20 protein-coding genes are annotated in these 19,207 nt (G+C 72.5%); 9 read left to right on the top strand and 11 right to left on the bottom strand.

The genetic code is table 11. The features are described 5' to 3' along the window. Positions 1 to 169 precede the first annotated feature (169 nt). Both AC1VWI_RS41370 and AC1VWI_RS41365 read right to left on the bottom strand, forming a co-directional pair. Positions 170 to 748 carry a P-loop NTPase family protein gene (locus AC1VWI_RS41370; RefSeq protein WP_499516207.1) on the bottom strand — a complete coding sequence of 193 codons (579 nt, stop codon included), beginning with the start codon at positions 746 to 748 and terminating at the stop codon, positions 170 to 172. Between the two features lie 94 nt (positions 749 to 842). Next, positions 843 to 1,256, bottom strand: a complete 414-nt coding sequence (locus AC1VWI_RS41365; protein ID WP_499516206.1) for a hypothetical protein — start codon at positions 1,254 to 1,256, stop codon at positions 843 to 845. Between the two features lie 242 nt (positions 1,257 to 1,498). On the opposite strand from AC1VWI_RS41365, the gene AC1VWI_RS41360 reads away from it, so the two are divergent. Further along, the gene (locus AC1VWI_RS41360; RefSeq protein WP_499516205.1) at positions 1,499 to 4,033 is read left to right on the top strand and encodes an alkaline phosphatase D family protein; all 2,535 of its coding nucleotides are present in this window, start codon (positions 1,499 to 1,501) and stop codon (positions 4,031 to 4,033) included. A gap of 75 nt (positions 4,034 to 4,108) precedes the next feature. Here AC1VWI_RS41360 and AC1VWI_RS41355 read toward each other — a convergent pair whose 3' ends face one another. The 3 genes from AC1VWI_RS41355 to AC1VWI_RS41345 form a co-directional block, all read right to left on the bottom strand. Then, the gene (locus AC1VWI_RS41355) at positions 4,109 to 5,092 is read right to left on the bottom strand and encodes an aldo/keto reductase (RefSeq protein ID WP_499516204.1); all 984 of its coding nucleotides are present in this window, start codon (positions 5,090 to 5,092) and stop codon (positions 4,109 to 4,111) included. A gap of 127 nt (positions 5,093 to 5,219) precedes the next feature. Next, positions 5,220 to 6,320, bottom strand: coding sequence for a M20 family metallopeptidase (locus AC1VWI_RS41350; protein ID WP_499516203.1), 1,101 nt, complete (start codon positions 6,318 to 6,320; stop codon positions 5,220 to 5,222). 39 nt (positions 6,321 to 6,359) lie between these two features. Further along, a complete protein-coding gene (locus AC1VWI_RS41345) occupies positions 6,360 to 6,953 on the bottom strand; it encodes a DinB family protein (protein WP_499516202.1) in 594 nt (197 codons plus the stop codon). A 195-nt stretch (positions 6,954 to 7,148) separates the two neighbouring features. Here AC1VWI_RS41345 and AC1VWI_RS41340 point away from each other — a divergent pair, with 195 nt between their 5' ends. Continuing rightward, on the top strand, positions 7,149 to 8,102 hold the full coding sequence (locus tag AC1VWI_RS41340; RefSeq protein ID WP_499516201.1) for a hypothetical protein: 954 nt from the start codon (positions 7,149 to 7,151) through the stop codon (positions 8,100 to 8,102). Between the two features lie 193 nt (positions 8,103 to 8,295). Here the strand turns inward: AC1VWI_RS41340 and AC1VWI_RS41335 are convergent, their stop codons facing one another. Next, positions 8,296 to 9,264 (bottom strand): esterase-like activity of phytase family protein, encoded by a 969-nt coding sequence (locus AC1VWI_RS41335; RefSeq protein WP_499516200.1) that lies wholly within the window; start codon positions 9,262 to 9,264, stop codon positions 8,296 to 8,298. 339 nt (positions 9,265 to 9,603) lie between these two features. On the opposite strand from AC1VWI_RS41335, the gene AC1VWI_RS41330 reads away from it, so the two are divergent. The 6 genes from AC1VWI_RS41330 (at position 9,604) to AC1VWI_RS41305 (ending at position 15,257) form a co-directional block, all read left to right on the top strand. Next, positions 9,604 to 10,350 carry a hypothetical protein gene (locus AC1VWI_RS41330; RefSeq protein ID WP_499516199.1) on the top strand — a complete coding sequence of 249 codons (747 nt, stop codon included), beginning with the start codon at positions 9,604 to 9,606 and terminating at the stop codon, positions 10,348 to 10,350. Positions 10,351 to 10,537: 187 nt separating this feature from the next. Further along, positions 10,538 to 11,614 (top strand): PP2C family protein-serine/threonine phosphatase, encoded by a 1,077-nt coding sequence (locus tag AC1VWI_RS41325; RefSeq protein ID WP_499517039.1) that lies wholly within the window; start codon positions 10,538 to 10,540, stop codon positions 11,612 to 11,614. Positions 11,615 to 11,710: 96 nt separating this feature from the next. Further along, on the top strand, positions 11,711 to 12,952 hold the full coding sequence (locus AC1VWI_RS41320; RefSeq protein WP_499517038.1) for an acyl-CoA dehydrogenase family protein: 1,242 nt from the start codon (positions 11,711 to 11,713) through the stop codon (positions 12,950 to 12,952). 42 nt (positions 12,953 to 12,994) lie between these two features. Then, positions 12,995 to 13,453, top strand: a complete 459-nt coding sequence (locus AC1VWI_RS41315) for an RrF2 family transcriptional regulator (RefSeq protein ID WP_499516198.1) — start codon at positions 12,995 to 12,997, stop codon at positions 13,451 to 13,453. A gap of 114 nt (positions 13,454 to 13,567) precedes the next feature. Beyond that, entirely contained in the window at positions 13,568 to 14,173 is a 606-nt protein-coding gene (locus tag AC1VWI_RS41310; protein WP_499516197.1) for a GOLPH3/VPS74 family protein, read from the top strand. A gap of 376 nt (positions 14,174 to 14,549) precedes the next feature. Next, positions 14,550 to 15,257 (top strand): hypothetical protein, encoded by a 708-nt coding sequence (locus AC1VWI_RS41305; RefSeq protein ID WP_499516196.1) that lies wholly within the window; start codon positions 14,550 to 14,552, stop codon positions 15,255 to 15,257. 82 nt (positions 15,258 to 15,339) lie between these two features. Here the strand turns inward: AC1VWI_RS41305 and AC1VWI_RS41300 are convergent, their stop codons facing one another. Beyond that, positions 15,340 to 15,816, bottom strand: coding sequence for a MarR family winged helix-turn-helix transcriptional regulator (locus tag AC1VWI_RS41300; protein ID WP_499516195.1), 477 nt, complete (start codon positions 15,814 to 15,816; stop codon positions 15,340 to 15,342). A gap of 199 nt (positions 15,817 to 16,015) precedes the next feature. Between AC1VWI_RS41300 and AC1VWI_RS41295 the strand changes: the two genes are divergently transcribed. Continuing rightward, on the top strand, positions 16,016 to 16,465 hold the full coding sequence (locus AC1VWI_RS41295; protein ID WP_499516194.1) for a MarR family winged helix-turn-helix transcriptional regulator: 450 nt from the start codon (positions 16,016 to 16,018) through the stop codon (positions 16,463 to 16,465). A 20-nt stretch (positions 16,466 to 16,485) separates the two neighbouring features. Here the strand turns inward: AC1VWI_RS41295 and tatC are convergent, their stop codons facing one another. The 4 genes from tatC to AC1VWI_RS41275 all read right to left on the bottom strand — a co-directional run bounded on the left by tatC (position 16,486) and on the right by AC1VWI_RS41275 (position 19,130). After that, positions 16,486 to 17,352 carry a twin-arginine translocase subunit TatC gene (tatC, locus tag AC1VWI_RS41290; RefSeq protein ID WP_499516193.1) on the bottom strand — a complete coding sequence of 289 codons (867 nt, stop codon included), beginning with the start codon at positions 17,350 to 17,352 and terminating at the stop codon, positions 16,486 to 16,488. Positions 17,353 to 17,373: 21 nt separating this feature from the next. Beyond that, positions 17,374 to 17,655: a Sec-independent protein translocase subunit TatA gene (gene tatA, locus AC1VWI_RS41285; protein WP_499516192.1), complete on the bottom strand. Its 282-nt coding sequence runs from the start codon at positions 17,653 to 17,655 to the stop codon at positions 17,374 to 17,376. A 72-nt stretch (positions 17,656 to 17,727) separates the two neighbouring features. After that, on the bottom strand, positions 17,728 to 17,967 hold the full coding sequence (locus AC1VWI_RS41280) for a twin-arginine translocase TatA/TatE family subunit (RefSeq protein WP_499516191.1): 240 nt from the start codon (positions 17,965 to 17,967) through the stop codon (positions 17,728 to 17,730). A 50-nt stretch (positions 17,968 to 18,017) separates the two neighbouring features. Next, positions 18,018 to 19,130 carry an alpha/beta fold hydrolase gene (locus AC1VWI_RS41275; RefSeq protein WP_499517037.1) on the bottom strand — a complete coding sequence of 371 codons (1,113 nt, stop codon included), beginning with the start codon at positions 19,128 to 19,130 and terminating at the stop codon, positions 18,018 to 18,020. Positions 19,131 to 19,207: the final 77 nt, after the last annotated feature.

Raw genomic sequence — 19,207 nt, 5'->3', positions numbered from 1 at the left:
TCCCACCCACCCCTTCGCACTCTTCGCACCGTCTCGGCGACCGGCGACCGCCGCTTGCCGCGCGCACATGCCATGGTGCGCCAACTGGCATGCTCAGGCTATGAGTTGACCATGCTTGAGACGAACCGTGACCCCATGACCACGGCTCGGTGACAGTCCTGCGGCAGTCCTACGGCCGCGTGACGACGGAGTCCCGCAGCGGCCCGTCCGCCCAGCGGGCCGCCTCGATGTGGCTCCGGATGCGCACCACGGTCAACTCCGGCCGTTCGTTGAGCAGTCGGGTCACCCGCGCCGCCGTCTTGCCGTGGGTGTTCCACGCCCAGCGGACGATGTGCTCGGGGTCGGTGAGGATCGTCCACAGCGGCGGCTCGACGTTGCCGTTCCACAGCCGCTGCCGGCGGAGGCGACGTACCAGGGTGCGCCGGATCACCTGGCGCATGACGCGGCGCCGGGGAAGGTCCAGCCAGAGCAGCACGTCGGCGCGGGCGGCGAGGTGGGCGCGCACCGAGCCGTACTGCCACTCGGTCACCCAGCCGGGCTCGGCGCTGAAGCGGTGGACGTCGGCCTCGAACGAGGGGCGCCTGGTCCAGCCGGGGCCGTGGAAGAGCGCGTCGATCTCCACGTGCGGCACCCGCAGCGCGGCGGCGACACGGGCGGCGAGCGTCGTCTTGCCCGCGCCGGACGTGCCGGCGACGAGCACCCGACGCGGTCGGTGGGGCAGTGGGTCAGCCGGTCCCAGGAGTGGCACGCCGCCACGGTAGCAACGCCGCCGCCGGCCCCCGCGCCGGGGCATCCCCGGCCGGCCGGGCGGGCGCGGAACGCGCGCCCGGCCGGCACGGGTGTCAGGCGTTGCCGTCCTTGTAGACGGGGTGGTACTCGGTGTCGCCCTTGACCTTGACGACCCACATGCGGATCGGCGTCCCTTCGGGCAGGTTGCCGCTCGCCCAGCCGGAGCAGTACGGCGAGTGCTGGCCGCGGGTGCTGACCTTGCGGTCGATGTCGCCGTCCCGGTTGACGTCGAGCCTGACTTCGATCCCCCAGCCGTCGGCGATGGTGTCGCAGGCCGCGATGGAGTCGCCCGGGGCGTCGTCCCAGCCGATGGGGTCGGGCCCCGGGTCCTGCATCCAGTAGCCGTAACCGCCGCCTTCGTACGCGCCCCAGCTGAAGGACGCGGCACTCGCGGAGTTGCCGATGGTGCACACCAGCCCGAAAGCGGCGAGTACGACGCCGACTGCCCGAACCCTGCGTGACTTCACGTGACAGTTCCTCCCCGTGGATGTGACAGCCCCCCGTGCCGCCGGACCGCTCCAGGGCGGCGATGGGGCGCCGCAGATGAACACCCGGCAGCCTAGCGAGGTCCGCGATCATGAATCGCGAGTGAACTGCCTTTCCAAGCCGTGGAGTTGCACACACCGCCCGCGCCCGACATGTGCCGGACACCGTCCCTTCCCCGCGGCGACACCCGCCCGGCCGTACGGCTGCTGCACGATCTTGGGACGTGACCACCAGCCCTGCACTGCGCACCCTCGACCGCCGCCGTTTCCTCGCCCTCGCGGGGGGCACCTTCGGGGTCCTGGCCGCGGGCCAGTTGACCGAGGCGCTCTCCGCACGCGCCGCGGAACTGGACCCCGCGCCCTTCTCCCTCGGCGTGGCCTCCGGTGACCCGGACCACCACAGCGTCGTGCTGTGGACCCGCCTGGTACCCGATCCGCTCGACGCGGAGACCGGCGGCATGCCCGCGACGCCCGTCGAGGTGCGGTGGGAGGTCGCGAAGGACGAGTCCTTCCGGAAGGTCGTCGCGAGCGGCGCGGTGACGGCGCTGCCCGAGTCCGCGCACACCGTGCACGTCGTCGTCGACGACCTGGCCCCCGACCGCTGGTACTGGTACCGCTTCCAGTACGGCGAGGTCCGCAGCCGCACCGGCCGCACGCGGACCATGCCGTCGCCCGGCGCGAAGGCCGACCGGCTGCGTTTCGCGTTCGTGTCGTGCCAGTCGTGGACGGGCGGCGCCTACCCCGCCTACCGCGACCTGGCGGAGCAGGACCTCGACTTCGTCCTCCACCTCGGCGACTACATCTACGAGACGACCGACGGCGGCCTCACCGAGTTCCGCCGGCTGCACGCCCTGTACAAGACCTCGCCCGAACTGCGGGCGGCCCACGCCCGGTTCCCGTTCTTCGTCACCTGGGACGACCACGAGGTCCAGAACAACTACGCGGCCGACGTGCCGGGTGGCGCCGGAGACGGCCGTCCCTTCCTGGAGCGCCGGGCCAACGGCTACCAGGCGTACTACGAGCACCTGCCGCTGCGGCCCGGGCAGCGGCCCACCGGCCCGGACGCACTGATGTACCGTCAGGTGCGGTTCGGGAAGCTCGCCGAGTTCAGCGTCCTCGACACCCGCCAGTACCGCACCGACCAGGCGTACGGGGACGGCCGCAAGGAACCGGGCCCCGAGGTCTGGAACCCGGAGCGCACGATGACCGGCCCGGAGCAGGAGAAGTGGCTGCTCGGCAACCTGGACCGCTCCAAGGCCCGGTGGAACGTCATCGCCCAGCAGACCATCATGGCCGCCTTCGACTACGACCTCGGCCCGGGGAAGATCGTCAACCTCGACCAGTGGGACGGGTACGCGGGTGCCCGCGCCCGCATCCTCGACTTCCTCGCCGACCGCGACGTCGCCAACCCGGTGGTGCTCAGCGGCGACTGGCACACCCACTGGGTCAACGACCTCAAGACCGACTTCGACGACCCGCACGCGCCGGTCGTCGCCACCGAGTTCGTCGGCACGTCGATCTCCTCCGGCGCCGGCTGGGACGCCGACGTCCGGGCGGGTCTCGTCGCCAACCCGCACGTGAAGTTCTACAACGGCACCTACCGCGGCTACGTGATGTGCGACGTGACCCGCGACCGGTGGCGCGCCGACCTGCGCATCGTCCTCAAGGGCGACGACGCGGCCTCCCCGGCCTTCACCATCGCCGCCTTCGAAGTGTGCGACGGACGCCCCGGGGCCCGGCGGATCGACGCCGGCGACGGCCTGGTCGGCCGGATCACCGACAAGGTCACCGGCAAGCCGCTCGCCAACGTCCAGGTGACGGTCACGGCGGCGGACGGCACCCGGTTCGCGGCCGTCACCACCGACACCACCGGCGAGTACCTGGCCTTCGCGCCGCCCGGACAGTACGCGGTCGCCGTGGGCGGCGTCGGCTACGAACCGGCGACCGCCACGGCCACCGTGCGCGCGGGCGCGCAGACCCGGGGCGACGTGGCCCTGACGCGTGCCGCCGTACGGGCCGGCACCGGCCGTGCGGTGCCCGGGCCGCAGTCGCAGGCGGCGGCCACGGACGTCACGCTGTCCAACGGCATGCTGTCGCTGGCCGTCTCCGCGGGCTCCCAGGACCCCCAGCTGTCCGGGGTCACCCTGGGCAAGCCGCTGGACCTGGCGGCCGTGGGTCACCTGGACCAGCTGGACTGGATGAACCTGCCGTACGCCTCGGCGGCGCGGCCGCGCGGGAGCAACGCCTGGCAGCAGCTGACCGTGCGGTCCACCACCCTGGAGGTGCTCGCCGCGGGCGGCCCGGTCGCCTCCGCGCGCGCCACCGGGGCAAGCACCCAGGTCCCCGGCGTCGAGGTGGTCACGACGTTCACGATCGGCGAGGGCGAGCCCTGGGTGACCGCCGAGAGCGTCTTCACCAACCGGGGAACGGAGTCCCGCACCTTCTGGCTGGGCGACGTGCTGGACCACGACGGCGCCGGCCAGCGCAGCGGCGTCGCGGGGCACGGCACCGTGACCGCCTCCGCCCCGGCCGACTTCGAGCCGACGGCGCCGTGGGTGGGCATGACCGGTTCCGACGGTCAGACGTACGGGCTGCTCTACGACGAGCCGGGCTTCACCGTGTACGCCTGCGGGATATGGGCGATGACCCAGCGTCAGGTGACGATCGAACCGGGCGCCGCGTTCACCCTGCGGCGGCGGATCGCCGCCGTCGACAACGGCGGTGCGGCCGACCCGTTCGCGGTGCTCGCCGGGCTCTGATCCGGGCACGGAACGGACGCGGCGGCGGTCCCCCGGTCGCGGGGACCGCCGCCGCGGCGCTCGGCCGGCGGTCGGTCAGCGGTTGGTGGACTCCAGCGCCCGCGCGGTGTAGCGCGCGCCGCTCACCTCCCGGGCCGGGACGGCGGCTCCGAGCGCGGCGCGTTCGTCCCGCGACAGGACGAGGTCGGCCGCCGCGGCGTTCTCCTCGAGGTACTTCCGCCGCTTCGTACCGGGGATGGCCACGGCCCCCTGCGCATCGACCCAGGCGAGCGCGACCTGGCCCGGTGTCGCACCGCGTGCTTCGGCGATCTCCCGTACGCGCTCGACCAGGACGAGGTTCGCGGCGATGTTCTCCGGCGAGAAGCGGGGCAGTCCGCGCCGCGCGTCGTCCGGCGCCAGGTCGTCGACGCTGCGGATGGCCCCGCTGAGGAAGCCGCGGCCCATGGGCGAGGAGGCGACCAGGCCGATGCCCAGTTCGTCCATCGTCGCCTTGCGGCCGTTGTCCAGCAGGTCCTGGGTGAACAGCGACATCTCCGACTGGACCGCGGTGAGGGGGTGGACGGCGTGGGCCCGGCGGATGGTCTCCGAGGAGACCTCGGAGAGCCCGATGTAGCGGACCTTGCCCGCGGTGACCAGTTCACCCATCGCGCCGATGGTGTCCTCGACGGGCGTCCCGGGATCGACCCGGTGCATGAAGTAGAGGTCGATCACGTCCGTGCCCAGGTGGCGCAGCGAGCGCTCCACGGCCCGGCGGACGTGCTCCGGCCGGCCGTCGAGAGGACCGGGCGTACCGTCGTCGGCGAAGTCGAGGCCGAACTTCGTCGACAGGACGACCTCGTCCCGGCGGTGTCCGAGGGCGCGGGCGATCAGCCGCTCGTTCTCGAAGGGGCCGTAGGACTCGGCCGTGTCGATGAACGTGACGCCCAGGTCGACCGCGCGGTTGAGCGTGATCACGGACTCCCGCTCGTCCCCCGCCCCGTAGTCCACGCTCATCCCCATCGCACCCAGGCCCTGCACCGGCACGCGCAGTCCCTGACCGCCGAGGTCCACCGTCCGCATCGCCATTCCCTCCCGCAGTGGTGTCGATCCGCCCCGGTGCGCCGGCGCGCACGGCGGTCGTCAGCTACCTCCAGGACCGGACAGCCCCCGTGTCCGTGACACCGGGCGGCGACGGGGGCCCCTGCGGCTACCCGTTCCGGATGGCGTGCACCAGGCCCGCGACGAGGGTCGCCCGTTCCGCCATGGCGTCGACGACCACGTACTCGTGGTCGGCGTGCGCCCCGCCCCCGACCGCTCCGAGACCGTCGAGGGTCGGCACTCCCAGCGCGGCGGTGTGGTTGCCGTCGCTCCCACCGCCCACGGCCCTGCCCTCGATGCCGGGCAGCAACCGCTGCGCAAGGGCGAAGAGCGCGGCGGACGCCGACTCCGGCATCGGGGGCCGCCGGACGCCGCCGCGGACCGAGATGGCGGCTCCGTCCAGGTGCGGGGTCAGCGCGGCGAAGCCGGCTTCGACGCGTTCTTTCTCCTCGGCCGTCTCGACCCGTACGTCGGCGACGACGGTCGCCTGCGCGGGCACCACGTTGTCGACGGTGCCCGCCGACGCCACGGTCGGGGTGACGGTCGTCCCGGCCTCGGGCCGGCTGAGCGCCGCGACGGCCAGCACCTGGTGCGCGGCCTCGACGAGGGCGTTGACCCCGGCCTCGGGCTCCAGTCCCGCGTGCGAGGCGCGGCCGGTGACGGTGACCTCGAACGTGCCGCAGCCCTTGCGGCCCGTCTTCAGCGCCCCGCCCTCGGCCGCGCCCTCGAAGACGAGCACGGCGCCGCAGGCGAGGGCCCGCTCCTCGATGAGGGCCCGGGAGTGGGCGGAGCCGACCTCCTCGTCGCAGGTCACCAGGATCTCGACGCCCGACCGGTCCTCCAGGAGCGCCACACCGTGGACGGCCTGCACGAGACCGCCCAGCATGTCGAACACGCCGGGGCCGGTGGCGTGGCCGCCGGCGACGGTGAACGGGCGCCGTGCGAGGGTACCGAGCGGGAACACCGTGTCGTGGTGTCCCAGGATCAGCACCTTGGGGTCGCCCCCGGAAGACCAGCGGACGTGCGGCCCGACGGGGCTCTCGACGCAGACGGCCTGGCCGCCGAGGCGCCTTTCGATGACGCCGGCGACGGCCTTGGCCGATGCCGTCAGGGCGTCGACGTCACGCGAGGGGGACTCGACCTCGACGAGCGTCCTGAGGTCCTCGATCATCGCGTCGACACTCGCGGGGCCGATCCTGTGCATCGTCATCCCGCCAGGGTAGTGAGCATACCGGCCGGCACGCTCGGGTCACTCGCCGGCCTCGCGTGCCACGCGCTCGAGCCGGCCGCGGTACTCCTCCCACCAGGCCCGGTCGTCCGACGGGATGCTGTCGTTGCCCCGCAGGAATCCGACGCTGCCGTCGATGAGCTCGCGGAGGATGTCGGCGTGGCCGGCGTGCCGCTGGGTGTCCGCGATCACGCGCACCAGGACGTGGTTGAGGGTCACCGCCCGGCGTTCCTCCGGCCACCACGGGACGTGGCCGACCGCGTCGAGCGGCAGCTCCTCGATCGTGCTGTCCGCGTGCTCCCAGGCCCGGCGGTACAGCCCGGTGATCTCCTCGCGCGTCTCGTCCGCCGTGGCCCACATGTCCGCGTTGGCCTCCGCGTCCTCCCGGTACCAGGAGGGCCGCTCCGCACCGAAGAACGGCCGCCCGAAGGTGTCGCCGAGGTAGCCCAGCTCCACACCGGCGGCGTGCTTGACCAGCCCCAGCAGGTTCGTCCCCGTGGGCGTGAGGGGGCGGCGGACGTCGTACTCCGACAGCCCGTCCATCTTCCACAGCAGGGTGTCCCGCGCGTCCTGCAGGTACCGGAGGAGGTCCGCCTTGGGATTCGGTTCGATCATGCCGGGAAGTCTCCCACCCGGCACCGACAGCGGCCCCCGTGCGCGGGCGGTCGCGGACGCGGAGAAGCCGGGCGGCGCGCACGCAGCGGTCGGCGGTCTGCCCTTCACCCTCCGCTCCCCCGGAGTTCGCGTGGACGATCTTCGGCCGCGTCAGGGTCGAACCCTGCCCTGCCACCGGATCGACCGAGGGGAACCATGCACGTACGGACCAAGATCGCTTCAGCCGCGGCAGCCTGCCTTGCGGCGGCGGCACTCATGGCGGCCACGGGCCTCGGATCCGCCGAGGCCTCGACCCCGGCGGTCGCGAAGGCGGCGGTCGCGAAGGCGGCCCCCACGGAGTACACGGCCGAACTCCGGCACACCTTCGCCGCCTTCGACGCGCGGCAGGGCGTGGCCGTCGACCGGAAGTACTTCTACGCCGTCAACAACCAGACCATCACCAAGCACGACAAGGCGACCGGCAAACCTCTCCTGCAGTTCGTCGGCGACGCCGACGGCCCGATCATCCACATGGACAGCGCCACCGTGGTCGGCGACAAGCTGTACGCGGCGACCTCGAACTACAACACCACGCCCGAGAAGAGCTCCGTCGAGGTGTTCGACACCCGGACGATGAAGCACATCGACACCTTCGGCTTCGGCATCGACCGCGGCTCGCTGACCTGGCTGGACCGGCACGACGGGGCGTGGTGGGCGGCCTTCGCCAACTACGACAAGCCCCCGGCGGGCTCGACGGAGCCGTACGGCGGTACCGACAACACGCAGATCGTCAAACTCGACGACCGGTTCCGGGTCGTGGAGGCCTGGACGCTGCCGCAGGAACTCCTGGACAAGATCCGGCCGATGAGCAACTCCGGAGGTTCGTGGGGCCCCGACGGCCGGCTGTGGATCACCGGCCACGACTACGACGAGGCCTACGTGATGGACCTCCCGTCCGAGGGCTCGGACCTGCGCTGGGTGGCGACCGTCAAGCTGCCCGACGTCGAGGGCCAGGCCATCGCCTGGGACCGCTCCGGCAGGACCCCCGAGCTGTGGACCATCAAGCGCTCCACCGAGCAGGTGCTGGTCTTCCAGGCCCCCTACACCTCGATCGAGGACACGCACACCCGCCAGTGGAAGGTCGTCGGCCCGGGCCACTTCGTGGAGTGACGCCCCTCGCGTCCGCCGGGCGCCGTGGGGTGCCCACGCCACCCGGCGGACGCCTCCCCATGGCCGGGGTCCCTGTGGGGCCCGTCGATCACGGCGAGGCGGTACCGCCTTTGCGGCAGAGCCTCATCGAGCGGCACCGTTGTCGACGTGGCATCGGGCACGGGCCGGGCGCAAGACGCCGCACGCATGCGACTCAGAGCTCGGGCAACCGTATGGTCATCCCGTACAGTCGGGTGGTCTGCATGTCGCTCTGGTTGTCGTCGGTGACCATGAGGACCTTCAAACGACCGTCCGGGGTGGTCCCGGTGATCGTCATGCCCTCGATGTTGCCGAGCAGGGGGTTGGCCTGCGACTGCTTGTTCGTGGCTCCGAGCGGCGGGCAGTTGACCATGTCGACCAGCAGGGTCTTGTTCATCAGGGAGACGTCGTCCTGGCCGGACAGGTTCTCGACGTGGGTGATGTCGTCCGCCTCGCGCGGGTCGGCGAGATAGACCCGGATGATGTTGCCGACGCTCTTGTCGAAGCCCCGCTCCAGAACGAGGAGCCTGCCGTCACCGGACGCGCAGATGTCCGACAGCAGCAGGCCCTTGTCGCGCACGTAGCCCCACTGCACGCCGATCCGGAACTCGTCGCCTGCCGTCTCGCGTTTCCACGCCTGGAAACGCACGTAGTCGCTCTCGTCACCCCTCAGCGCGCCCTCCATCGACGCCACCAGGGTGAGGCCGCCGGGCTGCATGGCGAGGCCCTCGAAGGTCTCGTTGACCACGGCCCGGCCCGCAGGCGCGAGGAGGAGGCTGTCCGGCACCGGCAGCCTGTCGATGAACTTTCCCTCCGGGGTGTAGCGACGAACGGCCGGTTCCTCGGAGGCGATCAGGAGCGTGCCGTCCTCATCGAAGACCAGGGCCTCGAAGTCCGTCTCCTTCCCGTTCTCGTCGTACAGCGCCACGACTTCCACGGGCTCGTGGGTGGCGGCGTCCAGGTGGAAGAGCAAGGAGCGGTCCGCGAGGGCGGCCACACGTCCCTCGGGGCTGACCGCCAGGGCCGACATGTTGCCGACGAACTTCTCCTCGAAATGGGTCTTGTCGAGGGCATCGGAGAACCAGTCGACAACGGCCCAGGCGGAGCAGGCGTTCGGCTCCGGGCCCTCGGAAAATTCGGTCATCGTAAACCCCTTCGCATCGGGCCTAAACCCCTCCACACCGGTCTTCTCGGCCGCGCCCGTCGCCTGGGATGCTCTCGCAGTAGGTTCCAGCGATTCCTCACCACCGCGCGCGAAGGCGTTGCCGCCATGGAGCGATCCGGCTGCGCGGGAGTGATCACGGCGTCGGAACCCTACTGGATGGCCTCGTTGGCCGGACCGAGTCCGCGGCAGTCCGCCTGCGGCACGCGATCGCTCGGGCTGCCCTCGACGGCCGTCCCGCCCGTAGCTCGCGCGGGGACCGCAGTCCGAATGGCAGGCCCGCAAGGCAATCGTGTCGGAGGCCTGGTCTAGGTTCGGCCCATGCACGAGAGCCGTTCCAGCGCCGGGGTGCCCCTTGAGCCGGACGTGCCGCCCTACCAGGTGGTCCTGGCGGAGACCGATTGGGGCTCGCTCCAAACTGCTTTCGGGAGCGGCGAGGACCTTCCCGACGTCCTCGCGCGGCTGTTGGAGCCCGATCCCAAGATCCAGGTCACCGCTTTGTCGGAGCTGGGTGAGATGGTCAACCACCAGGGCACCATCTACGGGGCCACCGCACCCGTCGCCCTGTACGTCGCCGGCATCCTCACCCACCCGGCGGCCGCGAACCTCCGGGCCTACGGCGACGTCCCCATCCGCGCGACGCTGTTGAACTGGCTGGTTTCCACGGCCTACGACGCTTCCGACGAGATCGCAGGCCCCATCGAGCAGCGGTTCCCCGGGTTCCTCACCCACGGCACGACCATGGCGTCCTTCCGGGACCTGCGCCCGATGCTCTACCGGGCCGTCGCTCCCTTCGTGCAGGACAGCCACGAGAACGTGCGCGAAGCCGCCGTCGTTGCCGCGCTCATCCTCGCCGAACACCCGGCACTCGCCGAGCAGCGTGATCACCTCGCCGTGCACGCGCGCCGCGTCCTCGACACCAACGGCCACGAGCCCGACCGCCGCATCGCCCGGAGGGCCCTTGAAGCGTGGGGCCACGACGTCCCCGGCCCCGGACCTTTCCGGGCGGAGCCCTGGGACCGGGGGCCGCACCGCGACGGCCGCGGGGATCTCGAACCTCCCTTCTGACCCGTACGCGCAGGGCCCACCCGCGGAACACCGCGGCAGGTGGGAGACACCAGCCCAAGAACGCGCGACTTCCGCGGACCCCCGAAGGGCGTCCCGGGGCGGACGCGGCATCAGATGTCGTACCTGCGGGGTGCGATCATGGATCGCCTACGATCCAGCCATGAGCGCTCTGGCCCGGTATCGGACGATGTGGTCGAACCTGCGGCGACGGGACCCCGTTCTGCTGTCCCCCGCCGTCCTGACCGCGGTCATCGGGGTCCTGGCGATCCTCACCCCCCAGGACGTCCCCTTCACCCGCCTGCTGCCGGCGGCGCCCGCGCTCGCCGCGTCGCTCTGGTCCGTGCGGGCGACCCTCACCCTCGGGATGATCTGCCTGCTCCCGGTCATCGGCTACGCCCTGGCCTTCTCCGACATGTCCGCCCTCTACACCGCCGGGGCGATCGGCGCCGTCAGTCTGGCCGCCGCCTACGCCAGCCACCTGCGCCTGCAGCGCGAACACACCCTCGCCCAGGTCCGCGCCGTCGCCGACGCGACGCAGGAGGTCCTCCTCAGGCCGGTGCCCGAACGCATCAGGAACCTGGAGATCGCGACCTTCTACCTCGCCGCGGCCCCCCAGGCGCGCATCGGGGGCGACTTCTACGCCGCGGCCGACACCCCCCACGGCCTGCGCCTGATCCTCGGGGACGTCCGCGGCAAGGGCCTGCGCGCCGTGGGGGTTTCGGCCGCCCTCCTCGGCTCCTTCCACGAGGCCGCCTACGAGGCCCCCGACCTGCCGCACCTCGCGCACCGCCTGGAGACCACCATCACGCGGTACACCGCGGCGGTACCCGCCGAGGACGACTGCGAACGCTTCGCCACCGCCGTCATCGTCGAGATCCCGCCCGCAGCCGACCATGCCTCCGTGCTCAGCTGCGGGCACCCGCCTGCCCTGCTGGTGCACGGCGGCCGCACCCGGGCCATCGACCCGGTGGTCCCCTCACCACCGGTCAACCTGGCGGCACTTGTCGGCTCCGGCTACCACGTCGACCGCGTTCCCCTGGCCGTCGGCGACCTGCTGCTGCTCTACACCGACGGCGTCAGCGAGACCCGCGACCCGGGTGGCGCCTTCTTCCCCCTCACCGCCTGGACAGGGCAGGCCGCCACCACCGCACCGGCCGGGTTCCTGCACCTCCTCCACCAGGCGCTCCTCCGCCACAGCGACGGCGGCCTCAACGACGACATCGCCTGCGTCGCCATCCGCAGGACCGCTGCGGGCACCCCGTGAAGCGGCCGCCGCCGAGTATTTCCTAGTGAATTGATGGGAAAGCATTGACGGTGGTCCGACAGGCTGCGCAGGATGAGGAACGTGCCCCAGACGCCCATGGACGTTGAGACCGCGCCGTCCGGCTCAGCACCGCCGCCGGAGCCGGAACCGGAGCCGACCGGGCCCGGCCGCGCGCACTGGCTGCGGGTGGCCCGTGAGACGGCGGACGACCTGGCCACGGACGCGGTCGCCAGGGACCAGGCGGGCAAGCCCCCGTTCGACGAGGTCTCCCGGATGCGCGAGGCGGGGCTGCTGCCGCTGCTGGTGCCCGCCGGGTCCGGCGGCGGTGGCGCGGACTGGGCCACGGCGTACGCCGTGGTCCGGGAGATCGCGGCGGCCGACGCCGCGATCGCCCAACTGCTCGGCACGCACTACTTCGTGTCGTGGAGCGCCCGGCTCCTCACCGGGCCCTCGGCCGCCACGGGGCTGGAACGGCGTTCCGCGGCCGGGCAGTGGTGCTGGGGCGGTGGGTTCGCCCGCCAGGACCCGACGCTGACGCTGGCCAGGACCACGGGCGGCTACCGGCTGGAAGGCCGGCAGAGCTACCTCACGGGCGTCCTCGTCGCCGACCGCATCGCCGTACGCGCCGTGCGGGCCGACACCGGGGAACCGCTCGCCGTCGCCGTCGACCCCGCCCGGCACGGCGTCGCGGTCGGCGCGGAGGACGATCCCTTCGGCCAGCGGCTCGCCGCCGGGGGCGGCGTGGAGTTCGCCTCCGTGGCGGTCACCGCCGACGAGGTGCTCGGTTCGCTCTCCGCCGAGGAGGACGTCCTGCCGCCCCTGGCCTCGCTGGCCTCGCCGCTGGGGCGTCTGATGTCGGTCCAGCTCCGACTCGGCACGGCCGAGGGCGTGCTCGCCGAGGCCCGTGAGTACAGCAGGGCGGGCCAGCGGCCGTGGCAGCCGGAGTGGCCGGCCGGATCGCCCCAGGACCCCCACGTGCTCGCCGCGTACGGCGAGCTGACCGTCCTCACCCGCTCCGCCTCCGCGCTCGCCGCTCAGGCGCTGGAGGCACTGGAGGGCGGCCTGGCACGAGGGGAGGCCCTCGGCTACGAGGAGTGCGCGGAGATCTCGGCGCTCGTGGCCGTGGCCGAGGTCGCGACGTCCACCGCCGTGCGGGAGAGCACGACGCGCGCCCTGGACGTCATCGGGCCCCGCTCCGCGTCCGCGCGCCTGGGCCTGGACCGTTTCTGGCGCAACGCGCGCACCCACACCCTGTACGAGCCCGTGGCCCCCCGCCTCCGCGACGTCGGGGACTACTTCCTCAACGGCACGCACCCCCCGTTCACGCTGCCGGTGTGACCCGGAACCGACACCACCGGCACCCGACGGGATAATGCGCCCATGCGGATCTCAGCCAGGGCGGACTACGCGGTACGTGCCGCGCTGCAGCTCGCCGCGTCACCGGAGGCCGGGCCGATGAAGGCCGAGGCCATCGCCGCCGCCCAGGACATCCCGCACAAGTTCCTCGAGGGCATCCTCAACGAGATGCGCCGCGCCGGTCTCGTCCTCAGCCAGCGGGGCGGCAACGGCGGTTACCGCCTGGCCGGGCCCGCCGGGTCCATCAGCATCGCCGACGTCATCCGCGCCGTCGACGGACCGCTCGTCTCGGTCCGCGGGGTCCGCCCCCCGGACCTGGCGTACACCGGGCCCGCCGAGTCGCTGCTGCCCCTGTGGATCGCGCTGCGGTCCAACGTGCGCGAGATCCTCGAGGGCGTGTCGCTCGCCGACGTCGCCGGGGCCGAACTGCCGCACGGCGTCCTGGCCCTGACGGAGTCCCCCAGCGCCTGGACGAACCCCTGACCGGGCACCGCCCCGACCTGCGCGCACCGTGGGGGGCGGCTCGCCGTGCGCCGGGAACGGCGGACGGCGGCCCGCGGCGACGTATCGTTGTTGATCTCTTCGACGGGAGCCGCCATGAGCACGCCGCAGGACCTGATGATCGTCAGCATGGATGTGCCTTCGAGCCCTCCCGTCGAACCGGGCGACCTGTCGCTCGCGCTCGCGGGGGCCGAGGTGATCGATCTCCTCGGAGCGCGGGCGGTCACCCTGGACGGTGACCGCCTGGTGCCGGCGGACGGGCCGGCCACCGGTGACCACCTGCTGGACCAGGCGGCCTCCGCGCTCGTCGACCAGGAGCCCTACGAGTCCGTCGAGGACTGGCTGTGGCGCAGGGGCCGCAACCTCTCCTCGGTCTACCGCGGCGCGCTGCAGGCGACCGGTCTGACCGCCGTGAGCCGCCCCCGGTGGCGGCCCTGGGCCACCGGGGAGCAGGTGCTGCTGGACTCCCCCGCCCGCCGGGAGGCACTCGGCCGACGGTCGTCCGGGGAGCCCGTCCTTGCCGCCCTCGCGTCCGCCGCCGGGGTCCCCGGGGACCGGACCCCCGGCGACCTCGCCGACGTCGGCGACGACGCCGTGGCCACGGTGCTGGCCGCGGTCCACGACGCCGTCGAGGAACTGCAGTCGGTGCGGCAGCGGAAGGACATCGAGAAGGCGGCCTTCGACAACATCTGGCGGGCCTGAGGGCGAGGGCGGCGGCTCAGGAGGGCGGTCAACGGCGACTCACCCGGTGGGGTTCCCTCGAACGTGCCCTGCCCGTACATGGGTTCGCCCGTCAGGGACTCCTCCCTCACCGCGGGACCGGGCGCCGCATCTGCACCCCGCCACCGTGAAGGCGCATCTCAACTACGCCAACGGAATGATGAGTTGGGATGAGTACGTCTCTCCCGGCCCGCCCACGGGCCTGCCCCGCACGGGACTTGCGGCGGCGGGGCGTGCGGCCGGGACGTCCACGGTGAACACCGCCCCAACTCGCTGAGTACGGGGCGGTTCCGCACGGTGAGCGCGGAGGATGGGTACGATCCGGCAGCAACATCCCATACACCAGGAAGCGGCTGTCGTGTCCCACAACACAACCATTCAGGACCGGTATGCGGCGCGTCTCGCAGAGGACCTGGAGAACAACGCCAAGGATCAGGAAGCGGTCCGGGAGCAGGTGGCCGGGCTCCAGGCCCGCCTGACCCGGCTCGAGGACGAGCGGGCCTGGCTGACCCGGCTGCAGGGCAGCGTGACGACCGGCGGACCCCGCGTCGCCCCGCGCGACGAACCTGCCGATGCCGTGCCGGCGGACGAAGTGCCGGCCGAAGAAGTGCCGGCCGAGGAGGTTCCCGCCGAGGTGGTTCCGGCCGCCGACGTGGCCGGGGCGCCGGAGGAGGGTGCTCCCCGGGCCGTCCCGCGGCCCCGCACACGGAAGCCGGCCGGCGGGGCGAAGGCCCGGAAGGCCGGCAAGAAGGCGGCGCCGTCCCGCGACAAGGAGAAGCCGACCCTGCGCGGCCTCGTCGCGGACGTCCTCGCCGCCGATGAAGAGCCGCGCATGGTCAGTGAGTTCGTCGACGCGCTGGCCAAGCGGCATCCGGATCGCTCCGCCCCGAGCGCCCCCGTCGTGCGCAACGCCCTGGAGGCGTTGGTCGCGAAGGGGCTCGCCGAGCGGTCCCGTCGTCAGGGGAGCGTCTTCTACACCCCTGTCACGCCGTCGGCCGGGACCACCGGTGACGGCGCGGGCGCGGCAGCGCCCGAGGCCGGGAAGCCGGTCGCGGCGAAGGCCTGACCGGGCGCCGTGGCAGGGGCACGCCTCTGCCACGGCGGAGTGGCCGCGGAGCCGGGGTGGGCACCTCGGCCGCACGGGGCTTTCAGGTGGCGACGTTCCTCAGGGCCGCGCCGAGCGCCTTGAGGTCCAGGCCTTCGAGGTGGTCGAGGAAGTGACGGCGCACGGACACCAGGTTGGTCCGCCACGCCTCCTTGAGGCGGGCGAGGCCGGCGTCGGTGAGGACCGCGTTCCAGCCGCGGGCGTCCTCGGCGCACTTCACGCGCTGCACGAGCCCGTCGTTCTCCAGCCGGTGGACGACGCGCGTCATCCCGCTGACCGACAGTTCGCAGGCCCCGGCGAGGTCGCTCATGCGCATCTGCCGACCGGGCGCCTCGGAGAGGTTCATCAGGGTCAGGTACTCGATGAGCGGGAGCCGCTGCTCGCGGACCAGATCAGCGTCCATGACACGGGGCAGGGCGTAGATGACACGACTCAGCGACCGGACGACCGCTTCCTCGTCGGGACTGAGCGGCACGATCGCCTCGGGGGCCGCTTCCTGCCGCGGCATGACGTCTGACATGCCCCTAGTTTACTTGCGCGGCGAAGGAAGTGAACGCTTCCTAACGGCGGGATCCCGGCATCCTCGCACATCCGGAAATTACGACGCGTTTCGTCCGTTTAGTCGGTCACGGTAGGTCTCAAGCAGCCACTGCCTGTCGTTCTCGTTCCCCTGTGGGAGCAGATGCTCGTATCATGGGGAGGATGCTCGGGAGGAGACCATGACCGCTGCGGCGTCGAAAGCCGACTCGTGCAACAACCTGGCGCTGCGCAAGGCGGCCCGGTACCTCGGCGCGACCTACGACAAGGCCCTCGCCCCGGTGGGCCTGCGTGCGACCCAGTTCAGCATCCTGCAGCAGCTCAGCGTCCACGAAGAGATGACGATCACCGCCCTCGCCGACATCATCGCGATGGACCGTACGACGATGGCCTCCAACCTCAAGCCGCTCGCGCGGGAGGGCCTGGTCACCGTCGAGACGTCGGCGACCGACCGCCGCGCGCGGATCGTCACGCTCACACCGGACGGCCTCGCCAGGATGAAGGCGGCGCTCCCCCTCTGGAACGACGTCCAGACCCGGTTCGAGGAACGGTTCGGGTCCGCGGACGCGGCCCTGCTGCGCGGGTTCCTCGACGCCGTGCTGGACACCGGCTTCGAACCGTGGGCGGAGTGAGCGGCTCCCGGCGCGACACGTCATGACCGGCCGGCGGCGACGTCGTCGGGGGCGGGAGCGGGGGCCTCGACGGCGCCCGGGGCCGGGTCGGGGCGGCCGGGTGCGGTGCGCCGTCGCCGGCGGTCGTTGCACCAGGCGACCGCGCACGCCGCCCCGTACAGCAGGCTGATGGGCGTGGCGAGCAGCAGCATGCTGATCGGGTCGGTGCTGGGGGTGGCGATCGCCGCGAAGGCGGCGACCCCCATGAGCATGCCGCGCCACCACCCGGTCATCCGCCGGGCGCTGATCACCCCGCCGAAGTTCAGCAGCACGAGGAGCACGGGGAGTTCGAAGGAGAGGCCGAAGACGATCACCATGCGGGTGGCCAGGTCGAGGAAGTCGTCGACGGGCAGGATGTTGGTGGCGTTGTCGGGCGTGAAGGAGATCAGCACCCGGGCCGTCGTCGGCAGCGTCCGGTACGCCACCGCGGCACCGGTCAGGAACAGGGGGATGCCCGCCCCGAGGAAGGCCAGGGTGTACTTCCGCTCGCGGCGGTGCAGTCCCGGCGCGACGAAGGCCCACAGCTGGTAGAGCCACACCGGGCTCGCGCCGACCACTCCCGCGGTGACCGACACCTTGAGCGCGAGGGAGAACGGCGAGAGGAGACCGTTGAGGGAGATCACGCCGCAGTGACCCGCACCGTCCGCCCCGGAGGCCCCGGTCAGGCGGCCGGGGGCACAGCCGGGCAGCGGATCGATGAGGAACCCGATGAGCTGCCGGTGGAACAGGGCTGCGGCGACGGTGACGAGCAGGATCGCCCCGACGGCCTTGAGCAGGCGGTTGCGCAGTTCGCGCAGGTGCTCCCGCAGGGGCATCCGATCGGGGTCACGCGGGGTACGGGTGGTCATGGCCGGTCCGTCCGGGGCGCTTCAGCGCCGGTGGGGTGCGCCCGCCGCGGTGGCCTCGGGCGCCGTGTGCGGGGTCGCGGCCCCGGGCTCAGGAGTCGCGGCCCCGGGCTCGAGGGCCGCGGTCCCCACGGCACCCGGGGGCTCACCGGAGCCGTCCTCCCGCATGGCCTTGGTCTCGCTCCTGAGGATCCGGAGCGACTGCCCGAAGGAACGGGCCATGTCGGGAAGCCGTTTGGCCCCGAAGAGGAGGAGGACGACGACGAGGATGAGGAGGATCTCGGGTGCTCCGAGCCTTCCGAACATGGGTGTTTCCCTTCTGAGGTGCCGAGGTGAGGAGGTGCCGCACGCGGATCCGGGCGCCGCCGGACGGCCGCGTCACGGCCGGTGGCCGCCGGCGGGCGGATCGCGCGGGTCGAGGTCCGTGAGGTCCAGGTCCCGCAGTTCGGGTGGGAGTTCGTCCCGGAGGCCCGCCCGGGCGCCCTGCGCGAGCTCACGGAGCCCGCGCAGGGCACGCACGGTGTCGGAGACCAGCCCGGGGAGCCTGTCGGGTCCGACGAGGACGACCGCCACCACGAGCAGCGTCAGGACCTCCAGCGGGCCGATGTCGGAGAACACCGTGCCTCCCGTCTGTGGGTGGGGTTCGCCGGGACGGACCCGGCCGGGGGTTACCGCGAGGCGCCGGCGGCGCGGCGGTACGGGGCGAGGAACGTGCCGAGTTCCGCCAGCATCTCCTCGGGTGCCTGCTCGGCGACCCAGTGACCGGCGCCGCGGATGACCACGCCCCGTACGTCCTCCGCCAGGGGCTCCATCGCGCCCGCGACGGCACCGCCCCAGCTCTCGGATCCGCCGATCGCCAGGACCGGCATCGTCAGCTTCTTCCGCGCGCGGTCCTCGTTCTGACCGGTGGTGCCGTCCCACGCGCGGTAGAACCCGAAACTGCCGCGCAGCGTCGCGGGGTCGCAGAAGAGGCGGACGTAGTACTCGCGCGCGTACCGGGGCAGCCTCTCCCCGCCCTGGATGTCGAACTCGTAGCCGAAGAAGTCCGCTTCGCGCCCCCTGACCAGCCGTTCGGTCAGCTCGTGGTCGACCCGGTTGAACGGGATGTGCCAGAGCCTGTCGTTGTCCCGCCCGTCCACGAAGAGGATCGGTGAGGCGGACTTCCGCGGGGGTCCGGGGACCTCGGCGAGGGCCACGCGGGCGACGCGCTCCGGGTGGTCGGCCGCCAGCGCGTAGCTGATGATCATTCCGGTGTCGTGGCCGACGACCGCGAACCGCTCGTGGCCCAGGGCGTCCATCAGGGCGACCAGGTCGCCCGCCAGGGAGCGGGTGTCGTACCCGCTCACGGGCTTGTCGGTGAGTCCCATGCCGCGCTGGTCGACGGCGATGACGGTGTGGTGCCGGGCCAGTTCCGGCATCAGCATGCGCCACGCGTACCAATTCTGCGGCCAGCCGTGCACCAGGAGCAACGGCGGCCCGTCGCCTCCGGTCACCACGTGCTGGCGCAGCCCGCCGGCCCGCACGAAGCGGCTGCTGAAGGTCTTGGTGAACCCGGCCGGCAGCCGGGGCGCCGAGGAGACCGAGCCGAACCCGTGCGGCGTCCGCAGGGGCGGGGTGGCGGAGGCCGACGGCAACCCGCCCGCCAGCGAGATGCCGGCGACGGTGACGGCGGAGGCGGCCGCGCCGCCGACGAAGGCGCGTCGTGACAGTCCGCGCGGGGCACGGTGCGACACCGGCCTCGGGCCGGGGCCGTCCTGCTCGGACGGCTCCACGGGGGGCATGTTCACGGGGTTTCCTTCCACTAGGAACGAGCATATGCACGTATTGGGGTGCAGGAGGGGTCGCGTCCGTACGGCTC

The sequence above is a fragment of the Streptomyces sp. TOM-9 genome (assembly GCF_056858595.1).
The sequence above is the reverse complement of the archived record's forward strand: the minus strand, read 5'-3'. Positions and strand labels throughout refer to the sequence as shown.